The organism is Streptomyces violaceorubidus (genome assembly GCF_000717995.1).
Taxonomy (GTDB): Bacteria; Actinomycetota; Actinomycetes; order Streptomycetales; family Streptomycetaceae; genus Streptomyces; species Streptomyces violaceorubidus.
On the sequence record NZ_JODM01000021.1, the window covers coordinates 49,947 to 65,077 of the forward strand.

At 73.4% G+C, this 15,131-nt stretch carries 11 protein-coding genes; 3 read left to right on the top strand and 8 right to left on the bottom strand.

Translation table 11 applies throughout. The annotated features are described in order from the left end of the window. The first annotated feature begins 99 nt into the window (after positions 1-99). The gene (locus IE94_RS0122775; protein ID WP_030187307.1) at positions 100-2,721 is read left to right on the top strand and encodes an ATP-binding protein; all 2,622 of its coding nucleotides are present in this window, start codon (positions 100-102) and stop codon (positions 2,719-2,721) included. Between the two features lie 89 nt (positions 2,722-2,810). On the opposite strand, the gene nucS is transcribed toward IE94_RS0122775, so the two are convergent. Beyond that, the gene (gene nucS / locus IE94_RS0122780) at positions 2,811-3,482 is read right to left on the bottom strand and encodes an endonuclease NucS (protein ID WP_030187313.1); all 672 of its coding nucleotides are present in this window, start codon (positions 3,480-3,482) and stop codon (positions 2,811-2,813) included. Positions 3,483-3,761: 279 nt separating this feature from the next. On the opposite strand from nucS, the gene IE94_RS0122785 reads away from it, so the two are divergent. Continuing rightward, positions 3,762-4,154 (top strand): SCO5389 family protein, encoded by a 393-nt coding sequence (locus tag IE94_RS0122785; RefSeq protein WP_030187319.1) that lies wholly within the window; start codon positions 3,762-3,764, stop codon positions 4,152-4,154. A gap of 84 nt (positions 4,155-4,238) precedes the next feature. Here IE94_RS0122785 and IE94_RS0122790 read toward each other — a convergent pair whose 3' ends face one another. Then, entirely contained in the window at positions 4,239-5,267 is a 1,029-nt protein-coding gene (locus IE94_RS0122790; protein WP_030187320.1) for an LLM class flavin-dependent oxidoreductase, read from the bottom strand. A 267-nt stretch (positions 5,268-5,534) separates the two neighbouring features. Here IE94_RS0122790 and IE94_RS0122795 point away from each other — a divergent pair, with 267 nt between their 5' ends. Continuing rightward, positions 5,535-5,867, top strand: a complete 333-nt coding sequence (locus IE94_RS0122795; protein ID WP_030187323.1) for a hypothetical protein — start codon at positions 5,535-5,537, stop codon at positions 5,865-5,867. A gap of 14 nt (positions 5,868-5,881) precedes the next feature. Here IE94_RS0122795 and IE94_RS0122800 read toward each other — a convergent pair whose 3' ends face one another. The 6 genes from IE94_RS0122800 to scy form a co-directional block, all read right to left on the bottom strand. After that, positions 5,882-6,748, bottom strand: coding sequence for an ABC transporter permease (locus IE94_RS0122800; protein ID WP_030187326.1), 867 nt, complete (start codon positions 6,746-6,748; stop codon positions 5,882-5,884). Continuing rightward, on the bottom strand, positions 6,745-8,034 hold the full coding sequence (locus IE94_RS0122805) for an ABC transporter ATP-binding protein (protein ID WP_030187328.1): 1,290 nt from the start codon (positions 8,032-8,034) through the stop codon (positions 6,745-6,747). Before IE94_RS0122805 ends, IE94_RS0122800 begins: the two co-directional genes overlap by 4 nt. 134 nt (positions 8,035-8,168) lie before the next feature. Next, on the bottom strand, positions 8,169-8,939 hold the full coding sequence (locus IE94_RS0122810) for an ABC transporter permease (RefSeq protein ID WP_030187331.1): 771 nt from the start codon (positions 8,937-8,939) through the stop codon (positions 8,169-8,171). A 2-nt stretch (positions 8,940-8,941) separates the two neighbouring features. Then, positions 8,942-9,934: an ABC transporter ATP-binding protein gene (locus IE94_RS0122815; RefSeq protein ID WP_030187334.1), complete on the bottom strand. Its 993-nt coding sequence runs from the start codon at positions 9,932-9,934 to the stop codon at positions 8,942-8,944. 110 nt (positions 9,935-10,044) lie between these two features. Then, positions 10,045-10,977 carry a coiled-coil domain-containing protein gene (locus tag IE94_RS0122820; protein ID WP_030187337.1) on the bottom strand — a complete coding sequence of 311 codons (933 nt, stop codon included), beginning with the start codon at positions 10,975-10,977 and terminating at the stop codon, positions 10,045-10,047. 207 nt (positions 10,978-11,184) lie between these two features. Continuing rightward, positions 11,185-15,099: a polarized growth protein Scy gene (scy, locus tag IE94_RS0122825; RefSeq protein ID WP_030187340.1), complete on the bottom strand. Its 3,915-nt coding sequence runs from the start codon at positions 15,097-15,099 to the stop codon at positions 11,185-11,187. Positions 15,100-15,131: the final 32 nt, after the last annotated feature.

Here is a 15,131-nt window from a genome sequence, read left to right on the forward strand (position 1 = left end):
CGGGCCCGGACCAGAAGCGACAGTGCGGTGTGCGGCAAGGCCGGGAGGGTGGTCCCCGCCGGGGCCCTGCACACGACGCTTTTGGGGGGGCTTGAACCAATGGACCCGAACAACCGGGGCCCTGAGGAGTACGGCCAGGACGGCGACCACCGGGCGCCGCGCCCGCGCCCGCACAGGGACCCCCTCACCTCCGACTTCGGACAGCACGCGCCCGCGCTCGCCCGCACGGTGCAGCTGGTGTCCGAGGACTTCCTGCTCACCGTCAATCCCGTCGACGGCAGCGAGATCGAGGTCTGCCCGCCCGCCGAGCGGCCCGCCCGGCCCAAGAAGCGCACCGCGGCCGAACGGGCCGAGGCGGAGCGCGCCGCGCGACCGCCCGTACCCCCGGGACCGGTCCGCACCGTGCTGGGCCTGCTGGCCCGCGACGACGAACGCGAACGCCTGGTGCGGCTGCTCGCCCGCGGCCGCTCCGTCCGCCTCACCGGCCCCGCCGGTTCCGGCCGCACCAGCCTCCTCGACGTCGTCGCCGAGGACTGCGCGGGCCTCGCCCCCGACGGCGTGGTGCGGCTCAACGGCCACCGCCGCACCGCCGACGACCTGCTCCACGACCTCTTCCACGCCGTCCACCGCGCACCCCTGCACCGCCCCGGCCGGGCCGAGCTCCTCGGCCACCTCCGCGAGGTGGGCGCGGTGGTCGTCCTGGACGACGTCGAGTTCGGCGGCACCGCCCTCGACGAACTCCTCGACGCCACCCCCGAGTGCGCCTTCCTCATCGGCGCCACTCCGGACGTGGCCGCACCCTCCGCCGACTCGGCCGTGGAAGAGGTCTTCCTCACCGGCCTGGACCGCTCGGACGGCGTGGAGCTGCTGGAGCGCGCCGCGGGGCGTTCCCTCACCGAGGACGAGGCCAACTGGGCCGGGGACCTCTGGTTCGAGTCCGAGGGCCTGCCGCTGCGCTTCGTCCAGGCCGGTGCCCTGCTGCGCCGCCGGGACCGGGAGCGGGCCGGGGCCGACGCCGTCGACGAGTTCGGCGTCTTCGCCGACGCCCGCCCGGCCGACGACACCCCCTACGACGCCACCGAGAGCGACAACGTACCCCTGCCGTCCCTCGGTGAGGCCGCCGCGCCCGCGCCGCTGCTCGCCTCCCGGCTGGGCGCCTCCGCCCGCGCCACCCTGGAGTTCGCCGTCGCGCTCGGCGGCGAGGTGCCGCACCAGGCGCACCTGCCCGCCCTGATCGGCGACACCCACGCGGACGCCGCCCTCGGCGAGCTGACCGACTGCGGACTGGTCTCCCCGGTGGGCTCCCGCTACCGGCTGGCCGCCGGGGTGCTCACCCAGCTGGAGAGCGCCGGGTACGCCGGCACCGTACCGGAGCGGGCGCTGGCCGCCGCCCAGCACTACGCCTGGTGGGCCGGGCACCCCTCGGTCACCCCCGAGCGGGTCTGCGCCGAGGCCGACGCCGTCCTGGCCGCCCTCGCCGTGCTGGTGCCCATGACGACCCCGCCCGCGGACGACGCGGAGAGCCCCGCCGTCGAGCTGGCCCGCACCGCGGCGCCCGCCTTCGCCGCCGGACTGCACTGGAGCGCCTGGCAACGGGCGCTGCGCTCCGGCACCGAGGCCTCCCGGCTCGCCGGTGACGTCGCCGAACAGGCCTACTTCCACCACGAGCTGGGCGTCCTCGCGCTGTGCGAGGAGCAGCTGGACCGGGCGCGCGCCGAGCTGGAGGCCTCCATCGGCCTGCGCGGCGCGCTCTCCGACAAGCGCGGCGCCGTGGCGGGCCGGCGCGCCCTGGCGCTGGTCGCCGACCGCAGCGGGGACACGCCGGGCCTGGGCAGCGGCGCGGGCGCGTTCGGCACGGCGCCGCCCGCCGCCGGACCCGGTGCCGTCGGCGCGGGGTTCGGCCCCACGGTGGGGGAGGAGGTGCCCGACGTCCGCAACGAGGAGTCGGCGTCGCCGTCCGCGGGTGTCCCCGCGCCCTTCCCGCCGCTGAGGCCGCGTCCGCAGTCGCCGACCCTCGTCACCCGCCGCGAGCCCGAGGAGGAGCCGTCCCGCACGGTCGCCGGCGGCATCAAGGGCTTCGCGCGGCGCAACCTGGTGGCCGCCGGAGCGGGCGCGCTGCTCGTCGCCGTGCTCGGCACGGTGGTGACCCTGGGCGCCACCTCGGAGAACGACCCCGGGGACCCCTCCAACGAGGTGGGCGTCAACCCGTCGGCCAGCCAGGGCGTCGACGACGGCAGCCTGGGCGCGGACCGGCCCTCGGACGACGGGGAGGGCCAGGGGGCGACCGGCAGCCCGACCGACTCCGGCCCGGACGGCACCCCGGGCACGACGGACGACCCGACACCGACCCGGTCGGGGCAGCCCTCCGACGAGCCCAGCACCGGCGACACCACCGACCCCGGTGACGAGGAGAGCCCGGACGACCCCGGGTCGCCGGACGAGCCGAGCAAGACGCCGAGCGCGCCGACGACGAAGCCGACCTCGCCGAAGCCGACGGACACCGAGCCGACGGACTCCGGGACACCCACCGAGTCCGACGAACCCACCACGCCCACGCCCACCGAAACGGACACGCTGCCGCCCTCGACCCCGGAGACCTCCGACACGGCGAGCCGCGAGTCGACCCCGGCCGCCGCAGGTTCCCCGGCCGGCACCGCGACCGCCTCGCAGAGCGGCGCCGCGACCGGAGGGCCGGGGACGGTGACGGGCCCGGTCATCTGACCCCACGGCCGCCCACGGGACGGGCGACGACACAGGAGGGCCGGGTCCGCCGCACGGACCCGGCCCTCCACGTCGCAGGTGACGCGCTCTCAGAACAGCCGCAGCTTGTCGTCCTCGATGCCGCGCAGGGCGTCGTAGTCCAGCACCTGGCAGCCGATGCCGCGGTCCGTGGCCAGCACACGGGCCTGCGGCTTGATCTCCTGGGCGGCGAACACGCCGCGCACCGGGGCGAGATGCGGATCGCGGTTCAACAGCTCCAGGTAGCGCGTGAGTTGCTCCACGCCGTCGATCTCGCCGCGCCGCTTGATCTCGACCGCGACGGTCCCGCCCTGGGCGTCCCGGCACAGGATGTCGACCGGGCCGATGGCCGTCATGTACTCGCGGCGGATGAGGGTGTAGCCCTCTCCCAGCGTGTCGATGCGGTCGGCGAGCAGCTCCTGGAGGTGCGCTTCCACGCCGTCCTTGATCAGACCCGGATCGACGCCCAGTTCGTGCGAGGAGTCGTGGAGGATCTCCTCCATCGTGATGATGAGCTTCTCGCCCGCCTTGTTGACGACGGTCCAGACGCCCTCCTCCTCGCCCGCGCCCTCCTTCAGGGTGCAGGGCGGCGACATCCAGTTGAGGGGCTTGTAGGCCCGGTCGTCGGCGTGGATCGAGACGCTGCCGTCCGCCTTGACCAGGATCAGCCGGGGGGCCGAGGGCAGGTGGGCGGTGAGCCGTCCGGCGTAGTCGACGGAGCAGCGGGCAATGACGAGACGCATGGTCGGCAACGCTACTCGACGGGCCCGGCCCGACGCGATTCGCCCGCACCCGGGCACCGCGTGCGCTGTCCCACTTCTCCCATTGGCCCCGTCTTGCACACTGGCCGATTGTGCGCCTACCCGATGGTGTCCATCTGGGCATTCTCCTGGTGCCGTCACGATCGGTTGCTTACGGTATTGAACGGGAGGTCGCGAACTGTGTACTCAGCGTGTTCGGAATCGCGCACTCCCTTAACTGTCCGGCAACCCCTGCTGGTCGGGGGTGCGAGAGGAGAACCCATGTCGCTCGACGTCTCACCGGCCCTACTCGAACAGGCCGAGCGAGGCGAGGTCGACGAAGCAGAATTCGTCGACTGCGTCCGGACCTCCCTGCCCTACGCATGGGAGATGGTCAGCTCCCTGGTGGCACAGCTGAAGGTCGACGGCGGAGCCTTCGCCGACAACCAGACGCCCCCGCCGGACGAGCAGGCACGCGGTCAGCTCCTGCGTGCGCTCGCGAGTGACGCCATACGCGGTGCACTGCAGCGGCACTTCGGGGTGCGGCTGGCCTTCCAGAACTGCCACCGGGTGGCGGTGTTCCCGTTGGACTCCTCCGTCGACGAGACACTGACCAAGTTCACCTCGGTGCGCAGCCAGTTGTTGAACCAGTCGCCCGAACTGCGCGACTGCTGAGGCCCCTAGAGCGCCCGCTTGCCGCTCCGTACGCGGGAGGTGCAGTTCTTGTACCGGAGCGGCAAGCTCCCCGCCCGCACCCCCTCAGCGGAGCTGGGGGAGAACCTCGGCCCCGAGCCGCCGTACGTTCTCCTCGGTGGCCGCCAGGTCTCCCGAGCCCTCGACGAGCAGGGCGAAGCGGGAGACACCGGTCCGCTCGGCGGTCGCCGCGAGCCGGTCCGCGCACAGCCGCGGCGTGCCCACCGGGTGCAGCCCGCAGAGCAGTTCTGTGTACGCGTGCGGATCGCGCATCCGCCGGTCCCGGCCGTCCACCGTGACATGGGCGCCCAGCCCCTGCCGCAGCCAGCCGGGCATCGCCTTGAGCAGCGTCTCCGCCGCGTCCGTGCGCCGGTCCGCGATCTGGCAGACGCCGGCCGAGACGTGCGCCGCGCCGTGGATCCGCGCCGCCGGGTGGCCGGCCGCGCGGGCGTGGCGGCGCCACAGGGCGACCATCTCCGCCTTCTCCTCGTCGCCGACGTGCATCCCGAGGAGCATCGGCAGCCCCCGCTCGGCCGCCAGCCGCACGCTCGACGGCGAGGTGCAGGCGAGGACGACCTCCGGGCCCGGCTCCTCCGACAGGGACTCCGACGGGCGCGGCACCACGGGCACCTCGCGGAACCGGAACCGGTCGCCCGAGGCGCCGACGGCCGGTTCCCGCAGCCAGCGCAGCAGCAGGTCGAGCGACTCCGGAAATCCCTCCTCGTACGCCCGAAGACCCGCGCCGAACACCTCCAGGTCCACCCACGGACCGCCGCGGCCCACGCCCAGCGAGAAGCGGCCGCCGCTCGTGACGTGCAGCAGCGCGGCCTGCTCGCCGAGCGCCACGGGGTGGACGGTGGGCAGCACACTGACCGCGGTGCCGACCCTCAGCCGCCGGGTGCGGCCCAGCAGCAGCGCGGCCAGGGTCACGGCCGACGGACACGTGCCGTACGGCACGAAGTGGTGTTCGGCCAGCCAGACGGCGTCGAGCCCGGCCTCCTCGGCGACCTCGGCCGAGCGGACCGCGCGGTGCAGCGCCTCGCCCTGGCCCTGGCCCGGGAACTGGGCCCCCAACACGAAACTTCCTACGCGCATTGCCTTTTCCTGCTTCCTCGGCCCCGACGTGGAGCTCCCCCGCACGGCATAACCGCCTGACACGTGCCGAGGACACGGCCGGACGGAGGACTTTGCGGATTGTCTGCAGAATCGGCCGTTGCGGGACGGCGCACGGGCTCGGGCGGGAACGTCGCGCGGGGGAGTTGCGCGGGGGAGTTGCGGTGTTCGGTGGCATACGCGTACCCGTGTCCGTGCCGCGTAGGCTGGATGCCGCCCTGCTTCCTGTATAGCTCCGTGAGGTGTCCTGTGTCCCCGCGTCGCAACCGACCCAAGGGAGCCGGTTCGTCCGGCCGGAGCGCCGAGGAGGACGGCTCCGGCCGCTACGGCGGCTGGCAGTCCTCGGAGAGCTGGCAGGGCGAGGAGTGGAGCGTACGGCACGTGGCGGGCGCGAGCGCGCAGGGGAAGTCGTACCGCTGCCCGGGGTGCGACCAGCTCATTCCGGACGGCGTCCCGCACGTGGTGGCCTGGCCGGCCCACTCGGGCGTCGACGAGCGCCGGCACTGGCACAAGGCCTGCTGGAACGCGAAGGACCGCCGCACCACGCGGGTGCAGCGGTCCCGTAACGCGCCGAGGTTCTGAGCGCCGGAGCGGCCCTACACGTCGCGCTTCTCCAGCAGGGCGAAGGCGGCGCCGAGTGCGACCGCCGTCACGCCGAGCATGATCCAGAGCGGGTCCAGGCCGGACGGCCCCGAGTCGGAGAGCGAGTTGGAGTAGAAGATGCTGAGCTGGTTCGGGATCGAGTACTCGAACAGGGCCTGCTGAACGTTCTCCAGGGACTTCGAGAACATGAACAGCGCGACCACCAGCGGGGCGAGCACCGCTCCGATCATGAGCGTGATCGCGCCCGCCGAGTGCCGGACGAGCGAGCCGACGGCGAGCGAGAGCAGCCCGAGCAGGGCGACGTACAGCGCCACCCCGACGGTGGCCTTGAACCACTGCTCCCCGGTGGGGCCCGAGGTCTGCCCCTCCAGCAGCGCCGCGTGCACCACGGCGACGCACGCGGAGGAGACCAGCGTCACCACGAACGCCACCAGGAAGAACACGATCGACTTCGCGGCGAGGACCCGGCTGCGAGTGGGGCAGGCGACCATCGTCGTGCGGATCATCCCGCTTCCGTACTCCGACGAGGTGGTCAGCACGCCGAGCGTGATCACGGCGATGCTGCCCAGGAGGACCCCGAAGAAGCCCTGTTCGAGCGGGTTCGAGGTGGAGACGTCGGTGGAGGAGTTCGCGACCACCGCGCCGGTCAGCAGGCCGATGCCGACGACCAGCAGGACGAAGACGCCCAGCGTCCACATCGTCGAGCGCAGCGACCTCATCTTCGTCCACTCGGAGGCGACCGCGTGCCGCAGACCGGCGCGCACCACCGGGATCGGCGACGTGTAGACCGGGTACGGCGAACCGGGCGCCGCCTGCCAGTCGGGCGCGGCCTGCGGCGTCGGGGGCTGGGGGGTGCTCATCGGGCGTCCTCGGGCTTGGTCGGGTCGGAGGCGGGCGCGGAGGCGGGCGCCGGGGCGGCGGCGGGGGGCGCGGGAGCGGCGGCGGGCGGCTGGGGCGTCTGTGCAACCGGCGCGACGGCAGGTGCCTGCGGCGCCCGCTGTGCCGCGTACGGGTTGGCCGGCTGACCGCCGGGCACCGCCCCGGGTGCCGCCGGGGCGCCGTACGGGCCCGCCGGGGCCTGGCCGGGAGCGCTCTGCGGAGCGGCGAAGAGCTGACCGCCCTGCTGGGGCGGCGGCGGGGCGTACCACCCGGGCTGCCCCTGACCCGGTACCTGCATCGGCGGCTGCGCGCCCGGCGGCAGGGGCTGCTGGAGCCCGGCCTTGCGGTCGGCGGTCGACCGGTAGTCCACGGCGCCCTGCGTCATCCGCATGTACGCCTCCTCCAGCGAGGCCTGGTGCGGCGACAGCTCCCACAGGCGTACGTCGGCGTCGTGCGCGACGTCGCTGATCCGGGGGAGGGCGAGCCCGGTCACCCGCAGCGCGCCGTCGGGCTCGGGCAGCACGTGGCCGCCCGCCTCGGTCAGCGCCGAGGTCAGCTTCTCACGCAGCTGCGGCTCGGTGTCCGGCGTCCGCACGCGCGCGAAGTCGGCGGAGTTGGCCGAGATGAAGTCCGTCACGCTCATGTCGGCGAGCAGCTGGCCGCGCCCGATGACGATCAGGTGGTCGGCGGTCAGCGCCATCTCGCTCATCAGGTGCGAGGAGACGAAGACGGTGCGGCCCTCCGCCGCGAGCGCCTTCATCAGGTTGCGCACCCAGTGGATGCCCTCCGGGTCGAGTCCGTTGACCGGTTCGTCGAAGAGCAGCACCTGGGGATCGCCGAGGAGCGCCGCGGCGATGCCGAGCCGCTGGCCCATACCGAGCGAGAAGCCCTTGGAGCGCCGCTTGGCCACGTCCTGGAGACCCACCACGCCGAGCACCTCGTCCACCCGCCGGGCCGGGATGCCGGACAGCTGGGCGAGGCTCAGCAGGTGGTTGCGGGCGGCCCGGCCGCCGTGCACCGCCTTGGCGTCGAGCAGGGCTCCGACCTGGCGCGCGGCGTTCGGCAGCCTGCGATACGGGTGACCGCCGATCGTCACGTGCCCCGAGGTGGGGTTGTCCAGGCCGAGGATCATGCGCATCGTCGTCGACTTGCCGGAGCCGTTGGGCCCGAGGAAGCCGGTGACGGCGCCGGGCCGCACCTGGAAGGAGAGGTTGTACACGGCGGTCTTGTCACCGTATCGCTTGGTCAGGCCGACAGCCTCGATCATGCTCCGCACCCATCGGAAGGTTCAGGGACAGCAGGGCACACGCCCCCGTAAGGGTTAGGAGGATATCCAGGCGCTGACGGTTCCGTTCAAGCGCGGGCAAAATCCGACGCCGTACGAAGGCCCGGCGCAGGGGGTCAGGCGTCCCGCCGCTTCAGCACCGCGTACCCGCCCACGAGCGCCGCGATCACCCACAGGGCCATGATCCCGAGGCCGCCCCACGGCCCGTACGGCACGTCGTCGTCGATCGGCGTGACCACCTGCATGATCTTGCTGCCGGCCTGGTCGGGCAGGAACCGGCCGACCTTCTCCGTCGCCGGGACGTTGCCCAGGATGTTGGAGATCAGGAAGAAGAACGGCATCAGGATGCCCAGCGACAGCATCGGTGAGCGCAGCATCGCGGCGACACCCATCGAGAACATCGCGATGAGGGTCATGTAGAGGCCGCCGCCGAACACCGCGCGGAGCACGCCCGGGTCGCCGATCGACGCCTTGAGGTCGCCGAGCATCGCCTGGCCCAGGAAGAACGTGGCGAAACTGGTGACCATGGCCACGACCAGCGCGAGGCCGGTGGCCACCGCGATCTTGCTGAACAGGAAGGTGCCGCGCCTGGGCACGGCGGCCAGCGAGGTGCGGATCATCCCGGAGCTGTACTCGTTGCCCACGACCAGGACCCCGAACACGATCATCGCCAGCTGGCCGAGGCTGGTGCCGGCGAAACTGATGAAGGTCGGGTCGAAGGAGAGCTGGTCGCGCCGGCTCAGGTCGCCGAACTCGTTCTTCGACAGGGCCGAGATCAGCATGCCGAGGGCGATGGTGACGACCACGGCGAGGCCCAGCGTCCACACCGTGGACGCGACCGACCGGATCTTGGTCCACTCGGACCGGACCACCTGTGTCGCCGCCATGCTCAACCCCTCTTCCAGTCGCTGCCCCACGGCTGCTGCGGAGGCTGCCCCGGTGGCTGTTGCTGCTGCGGCACCGCGCCGGGCGGCTGCCCGTCGTGCGCGTGGTACTCGACCGACTCCGCGGTCAGCTGCATGAACGCCTCCTCCAGCGAGGCGCGCTGCGGGCTCAGCTCGTGCAGCACGATCTGGTGCCGCGCCGCCAGCTCGCCGACGGCCTCCGACTTGTCGCCGTCCACCTCCAGGACCCCGGCGCCCGACTCGACGACCGAGACCCCGGCGCCGTGCAGCGCGTCGAGCAGCTGCTCGCGCTGCGGGGTGCGGATCCGGACGTAGCTGCGCGAGTTTGCCGCGATGAACTCGGCCATCGAGGTGTCCGCGAGCAGCCTGCCCTGGCCGATGACCACCAGGTGGTCGGCGGTCAGCGCCATCTCGCTCATCAGGTGGGAGGAGACGAAGACCGTACGCCCCTGGGCGGCCAGGGACTTCATCAGGTTGCGGATCCAGTGGATGCCCTCGGGGTCCAGCCCGTTGACCGGCTCGTCGAACATCAGGATCCGCGGGTCGCCGAGCAGCGCGCCCGCGATGCCGAGCCGCTGCCCCATACCGAGGGAGAAGCCCTTGGTCTTCTTCCGGGCGACCGCCGTCAGCCCGACCGTGTCCAGGACCTCGCGCACCCGGCTCGCCGGGATCCCGTTGCTCTGCGCGAGACACAGCAGGTGGTTGTAGGCGCTGCGCCCGCCGTGCCAGGCCTTCGCCTCCAGGAGCGCGCCGATGTACGTCAGCGGGTCCTCGAGCTGCTCGTAGTGCTTGCCGTCGATCCGTACGTCCCCGGCGGTCGGCCGGTCCAGACCCAGCACCATCCGCATCGTGGTCGACTTGCCCGCGCCGTTGGGGCCGAGGAAGCCCGTGATGATGCCGGGTCGGACGGTGAAGGAGAGATGGTTGACCGCCACCTTCCCGCCGTACCGCTTGGTCAGCCCCTCGAGCTCGATCATGGCGACCACGCTAGAACGGGACGAGGCCCGCTGCCACCCCAGTGACAGAAGGCCTCGACCTTGTTCGCACGTATTCAGCAGGCGTATCCACCCGTGTGGACCGGGCCGCCTCAGCGGGACTGCTGGGCCGGCACCCCGCGGGAGACCGAGTCGTCCTCGACCGAGGGAGCGGCGGCCACCGCGGCACCCGTGAGGGACGCCAGCATCTCGCGCACGTTGGTCAGCTGCGCGTTGATGGAGTCGCGGCGGTTGGTGAGGGCGGCCAGCTCGCGCTCCGACTCCGAACGGATCCGGTCGGCCTTGGCGTTGGCGTCGGCCACGATGTCCTCGGACTGGCGCTGCGCCGTCTCCACGGTCTGGCGGGCCCGGCGCTCGGCGTCCGTGCGCAGCTTCTCCGCCTCCAGGCGCAGCTGCTCCGCGCGGTGCTCGATCTCCGCGAGCCGCTTCTCGGCCTTGGCCTGACGGGAGGCCAGGTCCCGCTCGGACTGCTCGCGGCGCTTGGCGAGGTTCGTCTCGAAGTCGGCGGCGGCCTGCGCGGCCTTCGCACGGGTCTCCTCGAAGAGCGCGTCCGCCTCGTCGCGCTTGGACTGCGCGTCCTTCTGCGCCTCGGAACGCAGCTGGGAGGCGTCGCTCTTGGCCTTCTCGACGATCCGGACGCCCTCGTCCTCGGCCTTGGCCTTGCGCTCCGCGGCGTACGACTCCGCGTCGTTGCGCACCTGCTGGGCGGCCGACTCGGCCAGCTCGCGGTGCTGCTCGGCCGCGCGCCGGGCCTCCTCGCGCAGGTCCTTCGCCTCTTCCTCGGCGAGCCGCAGGATCTTCTCGACCCGGGCACCGAGACCGGCGTACGACGGCTCGGCGTCGTTGACCTGGGCCTGGGCGTTCTGGGTTTCGAGGTGGAGCTCCTCGATGCGCTTTTCCAGAGCGGTGATGCGGGTGAGAGCGCTGTCACGGTCGGAGACGAGCTTGGAGATACGTTCGTCCACCTGAGCGCGGTCGTACCCACGCCGCACAAGCTCGAAGCCGTAGGGGGAAGTGTCGCTCATGGGGTTCCTGTCGAAAGAGACCGGGTGAGGTGATAGAGGGAATCCTAGGCGCCAATGCGGTGTGTCATCGAGCGGATGCACGTTTGATACGGAGAATGACACCTCTTTTGAGTGGCTGACCCGTGGATGGCTTGCCAAAGTTCTGGTGAACGGTCCCGTCGGGACGCGGCCAAAGATCTCCAGCAGACACCGAATTCGCTCCGGATGCTAGCCGTCTGACGACTTGCCACCCGAACGTGGGGCGCCCACCGTCGCTCCGGCCTTCACCCCGTTGTCCTTCGCGCCCCCGGGCGCCTCGAACGACTCCAGTGCCTCCAGCACGTCCTGCACCCGGGAGATCTCCGCGTTGATGTCCTCGCGGCGCCGGACCAGCACCTCCAGCTCGCGCTTGCCCTCGTCGACCGTGCGCCGGGCCTCGCGAACCGCCTCGGCCTTCAGCTCCTCGGCCTCGCGGACCAGGGTGGCCTTCTTCTGCTCGGCCTCCTTGAGCAGCCCCTCCGCCTTCTTGACGGCGGCGATGCGCACCTTGCCGGCCTCGGAGTTGGCCTCCGACACCAGCTCCTTGGCCTTCGCCTCGGCCTTCGCGAGCTGCTCCTCGGCGGCCTTGATGAGCGCGTCACAGCGGTCGCCGGCCGACTTCATCGTCTCGGCGGCCTCGCGGCGGGCCCGCTCGTGCAGCTCCTCGATCTCGGAGGTGAGGCGCTCGCGCAGCTCCTCCGCGCGCTCCCTTATGGCGGTCGCGTCCCGGCGGGCGCCGACCAGCAGCTCGTCCGCGTCCGTACGGGCCTTCTCCACCCGGGTGTTGCCCTCGACCGTCGCCTCCGAGACGATCCGGTCGGCCTCCGCGCGGGCCGCGCCTACCATCGTGTCGGCCTGCGACTCGGCGTCCGCGGTGGTCTTCTGCGCCTGCTGCTGCGCCTCGGTGAGCAGCTTGTCGGCCTCCGCGGTGGTCTCCGTGATGAGCGTGTCGACCTGCTCGGCGGCCTCCGAACGCCGCTTGTTGGCGTCCTTGCGGGCCTCGTCGAGGGTGCGCTCGGCCTCCTCGCGGGCCGCCGTGGTGACCCGCTCGGCCTCCGCCGCGGCGGCGGCCTTGACCCGCTCCGCCTCGGTGCGGATCCGCTCCGCGTGCTGCTGGGCGGAGCCGACCGTGTCGGCGGCCTCGGCCCGCAGCCGCTCCGCCTCCCCGGTGGCGTCCGAGACCAGCTGCTCGGCCCGGGCGGTCGCCTCGGTCCGCACCCGCTCGGCCTCGCTCGCCGCCTCGGCGGTGACGCGCTCCGCCTCCGCGAGCGTCTGGGTCCGGATCCGGTCGGTCTCGGCCGCCGTCCGTGTGGTGAGCAGCTCCGCCTCGGAACGCGCCTCGGTGATCAGCGTGTCCGCCTGCGTCGCCGCGTCGGACCGGATGCGGTTGGCGTCCTCGCGGGCGTCCGCCCGGGTGCGGGACGCCGACTGCTCGGCCTCGGCGATGGCGTCGGAGGCCTCCGTGCGCACCCGCTGGGCGTGCTCGGAGACGTCCGCGCGGATCCGGTCGGCCTCCGTGATGGCCTCGGACACGGTCCGCTCGGCCAGCGTCTTGGCGGCCTCGGTCTCCTCCTGCGCCTCCCGCCGCAGCCGGGCGGCGTCCTCGCCGGCCCGCTCGCGCTCCGCGTAGGCGTCGGCGCGGACCCGGTCCGCCTCCTGCTCGGCCTCGTGCCGGGTGCGCTCGGCCGCGTGCTCGGCGGCGCTGCGCAGTCCGGTGATCTCCTCCTGCGCCTGCTCGTGCAGCCCGGCGACCGACTCCCGTACCTGCGCCGCGTGCTGCTCGGCGGCCGTCACCATCTCGGTGGCGCGCCGGTCGGCCTCCTCGACCAGCCGCACCGCCTCGGCCTGCGCCTCCTCCACCCGGTTGCGGGCCGAGGCCAGCAGCTCCTCGCTCTGCTCCCGGGCCCGCTCGCGCTCCTGGTCGGCCTCCTGCCGGGCCGAGCCGAGCAGCTCCTCCGCCTCGCGGCGGCGCCGGGCGGCCTCCTCCTGGGCGGCGGACAGCGCCTCCGACGCCTCGGCCGCGATGCGCTCGGCGGCGGCCTGCGCCTCCGCCCGCACCCGGTCGGCGCTCTCCTGCGCCTCCGACTTCAGCCGCTCCGCCTCGCTCGCGGCCTCGGTGCGCAGCCGTACGGCGACGGCCTCGCCCTCCGCGCGGAAGGCGGAGGCGTCCGCGGCGGCCTCGGTGCGCAGCCGCTCGGCCTCCGTCTCGGCCTGCTGCTGGAGCGTACGGATCCGCTCCGCAGCCTCGGTGCGCAGCCGCTCGCTCTCCTCGGCGGCCTCGCGGCGGATCCGCTCGCCCTCCTCGCGGGCCTCGCTCAGCGCCTCCTCGGCGGCGGTGCGGCGCTCCTCTGCCTCGGTGTGCAGCCGCGTCAGCTCCTCGGCCGCCTCCGCCTGCCGGGCCTCGACCGCGCGCTCGGTCTCCTCGCGCAGCTCGCGGGCGGCCCGCTCGGCCTCCGCCTGGAGCTCCTCCACCCGCTCGGCGGCCTCCGCGCGGTGCCGCTCGGCCTCCGCGCGGGTGCGCTCCAGGGTCTCCTCGGCCTGCCGGCGCAGGGTCGTCGCCCGCTCGATGGCCTCGGTGCGGACCTTCTCGCTGTCCGCCGTCGCGCTCTGCCGCAGCTCGTCCGCGTCCGCCTTGGCCTTGGCGAGCAGCTCCTCGGCGGTCTTCGCCGCCTCCTCGATCTGCGCCACGGCCTCCTTGCGGGCCTCGGCGCGGATCTTCTCGCCCTCGGCGACCGCGTCCGCCCGCAGCTGCTCGGCCTCGCCGCGCAGCCGGCGCGCCTCCTCCTGGAGCTCGACCGTCTTGGCGCGGTACTCCTTGGTGTCGTCCTTCGCCGCGCCCTTGAGCTGCTCGGCGATGTCGTGCGCCTCGGCGCGCAGCCGGTCCGCCTCGGCCTCGGCCTCGGTGCGGATCCGCTCGGCCTCCTCGGTGGCGGCCTTCGTGGTGCGCTTGGCGTCCTCCGACGCCTTGTTCAGCACGTCCTCGGCGGTCTTGGCCGCCTTGGACAACTGGGTGGCCGACTCCTCGGCGGTGATCGTGCGGGCCTTCTCGGCGGCCTCGGCGACGATCCGCTCCGCCTCGGCACGGGCGTCCGCGACCACCTGCTCGGCCTCGGACCTGGTGTTCTCCGCGTCCTTGGTGGCCTCGCCGACCAGCCGGGCGACCTGCTCCTTGGCGGTACGGGTGCGCTGCTCGTTGGTGGCCTCGGCGCTCGACAGCGCCTTGGCGGCGGCCTCCTCGGCCTCGGCGACCACCTTCTCCGCCTCGGCCTGCGCCTTGCGCAGCGCCTCCTCGGCCTCCGACATGCGCTGCTCGGCGGCCCGGCTCAGCTCCTGGACCTCGCGGCGGGTGGACTCCGACTCGCTGGCGGTGGAACTGCGCAGCCGCTCGGCGTGGTCGGTGGCCTCCTGCGCCTGCGTGGAGGCGGCGTTGAGCAGCCGCTCGGCGTCGGTACGGGCCCGGCGCAGGATCTGCTCGGCCTCGGCACGCGCGCTCTCCGCGTCGCTCCGCAGCCGCTGGCGGGCCTCGGAGGTCAGCCGCTCCGCCTCCGCGCGGGCCGCGGCCATCGCCTGCTCGGCCTCGGCACGGGACTCGTCGAGCAGGCGCCGGGCCTGCTGCTCGGTGCGGGCGCGCAGCTGCTCGGCCCAGGCCACGTTCTCGTTGACGTGCGACTCGACGGTCTGGCGGCGCTCGGCCAGCTCCTGGTCGAGCTGCTGGCGGCGCGTCACCGCCTCCTGGTGCAGCTCCGCCTGGAGCCGGGCGGCCTGCTCGGCGTGCTCCTGGAGGATCCGCTGGGTCTGCGCCCGCGCCTGGCTCAGCTCCCGCTCCGCGTCGGCGCGCAACTGGTCGGCCTGCGTCTGCGCGTTGCGCAGCAACTGCTCGGCCTGGTACCCGATGTCGCCGCCGTCGAAGGCGGGCCGGGACATGATGGTGCGCCGCGCCTCGTGCAGCTTGGCGCGCAGCACCTCGACCTGGTAGCCGAGGTCCTCGGCGTGCTGGATCGCCTTTTCCCGCTCGGTCTTCAGCCGCTTCATCTCGGCCTCGAACCGAGAGAGGTGGTCGACGTCAGCCGCCGGCTCTCGCTCCTGGCTCTCGTAGCCCCGCACTGCGCGGTCCCATCCGTCCCCTGGTCGCAAAT

What these genes read in the sequence shown, in the direction of transcription:
- IE94_RS0122775 (WP_030187307.1), top strand. Translation starts at nt 100, where the DNA reads ATGGACCCGAACAACCGGGGCCCTGAGGAGTACGGCCAGGACGGCGAC.
- nucS (WP_030187313.1), bottom strand. Translation starts at nt 3,482, where the DNA reads ATGCGTCTCGTCATTGCCCGCTGCTCCGTCGACTACGCCGGACGGCTC.
- IE94_RS0122785 (WP_030187319.1), top strand. Translation starts at nt 3,762, where the DNA reads ATGTCGCTCGACGTCTCACCGGCCCTACTCGAACAGGCCGAGCGAGGC.
- IE94_RS0122790 (WP_030187320.1), bottom strand. Translation starts at nt 5,267, where the DNA reads ATGCGCGTAGGAAGTTTCGTGTTGGGGGCCCAGTTCCCGGGCCAGGGC.
- IE94_RS0122800 (WP_030187326.1), bottom strand. Translation starts at nt 6,748, where the DNA reads ATGAGCACCCCCCAGCCCCCGACGCCGCAGGCCGCGCCCGACTGGCAG.
- IE94_RS0122805 (WP_030187328.1), bottom strand. Translation starts at nt 8,034, where the DNA reads ATGATCGAGGCTGTCGGCCTGACCAAGCGATACGGTGACAAGACCGCC.
- IE94_RS0122810 (WP_030187331.1), bottom strand. Translation starts at nt 8,939, where the DNA reads ATGGCGGCGACACAGGTGGTCCGGTCCGAGTGGACCAAGATCCGGTCG.
- IE94_RS0122815 (WP_030187334.1), bottom strand. Translation starts at nt 9,934, where the DNA reads ATGATCGAGCTCGAGGGGCTGACCAAGCGGTACGGCGGGAAGGTGGCG.
- IE94_RS0122820 (WP_030187337.1), bottom strand. Translation starts at nt 10,977, where the DNA reads ATGAGCGACACTTCCCCCTACGGCTTCGAGCTTGTGCGGCGTGGGTAC.